The organism is uncultured Campylobacter sp. (assembly GCF_937997405.1).
Lineage (GTDB): Bacteria > Campylobacterota > Campylobacteria > Campylobacterales > Campylobacteraceae > Campylobacter_B.
Genome location: NZ_CALKTL010000031.1, coordinates 1 through 1,094, shown reverse-complemented (window position 1 = coordinate 1,094; position 1,094 = coordinate 1). Strand labels below are relative to the sequence as shown.

The window sequence follows — 1,094 nt, the reverse complement described above, 5'->3', positions numbered from 1 at the left end:
CTTTCAGGGCCTCTTTTGCATATCTATTTAACTCCTCGTCGGTCTTTAAAATTTCTATCGTACAAAAGCTGGTGCCACATTTGGGGCATTTGCGCCAACGCTGCACCGTAGTGCTTTTGATCGTGGCTATGACGCAGGTTTTTTCGTAGGCACACTTCGGGCAGATCATACTTGCCCTTTGCTGGCGCGGAATTGCGCGATCTTGCTTAGTCCGGTGATTAGCTTGCTTGCATTTGCCGCGCTGAGTTTGGCGAGCTGCTCCTTCCTGCCAAGCAAAATTTTACATTGTCGCATCGTAAAGCCCAAAAGCCCCCGCTCGTCCATACCAAGGTGGGCGGCAAGCGCGCTTATGCGAGCAAACTGCGACGGGCTTATTTTTTTGACGACGGGCTTCGCGTCTTTGTCGCTTCGCTTCGTTGTGCGCATCCTATTCGCGCTCGCGTTATAGATCAAATTTCGCCCCAGTACGTCGGGCTTGAAGTCCGTTCCGTCCTCTGCGCGCCCCGATAAAATATCAAGCGCACGCTCAAGCTCGCTTATGCTTAGCTCTTTGCAGCTATAAACGCCGAAACGGAAGCCGAGCCAATCCTCCCACGCATCCGCCGCCTTTATTTGCTTGTATAGTGAGGCGGTGTGAATGCGGGTTAGAAGCTGCTTGCGGTAAATTTCTTGAGATTTTGTCATGGTTTCGCTCCTGCGGTTTAAAGACGCTGCGATTGTAGCAAAAACGGGCGGAATTTTTAACAGGGGCGATCTCTCGCCCCAATGAAGTTATTTTATGCCTTAGCAGGCTGTAGCCCCTCAGCTTTCGCTCGAGCCATATCGTCGCTTGCGCCGTCGCAGGATCTGCTTAAAAGATAGAGCGCTTCTTTTAGCCCGCTCGGGCTTTCGTAATTCTCGCATACTAAGCCAAGACCTTGCATTAAAACGCCTAGGCATAAAAGCATATCCCTTGCCCTATCCGCCGCATCGATATAAGCAATACTTACCTCCCTCATAGCGCACCTCCGAAAAGTCCGTATTCGCTGCGGCGAGCCCTGCGTAGATTTCTCGCTACAGTGCTTAGGTTGCGCCCCAAAGCCTGCGCTATCCGG

2 protein-coding genes are annotated in these 1,094 nt (G+C 51.8%); both read right to left on the bottom strand.

Translation table 11 applies throughout. The features are described from left to right. Nucleotides 1-165 precede the first annotated feature (165 nt). Nucleotides 166-684 carry a phage protein GemA/Gp16 family protein gene (locus Q0372_RS01635; protein WP_298101733.1) on the bottom strand — a complete coding sequence of 173 codons (519 nt, stop codon included), beginning with the start codon at nt 682-684 and terminating at the stop codon, nt 166-168. A gap of 92 nt (nt 685-776) precedes the next feature. Continuing rightward, nucleotides 777-998, bottom strand: a complete 222-nt coding sequence (locus tag Q0372_RS01630) for a hypothetical protein (RefSeq protein ID WP_298101729.1) — start codon at nt 996-998, stop codon at nt 777-779. Nucleotides 999-1,094: the final 96 nt, after the last annotated feature.

What these genes read in the sequence shown, in the direction of transcription:
- Q0372_RS01635 (WP_298101733.1), bottom strand. Translation starts at nt 684, where the DNA reads ATGACAAAATCTCAAGAAATTTACCGCAAGCAGCTTCTAACCCGCATT.
- Q0372_RS01630 (WP_298101729.1), bottom strand. Translation starts at nt 998, where the DNA reads ATGAGGGAGGTAAGTATTGCTTATATCGATGCGGCGGATAGGGCAAGG.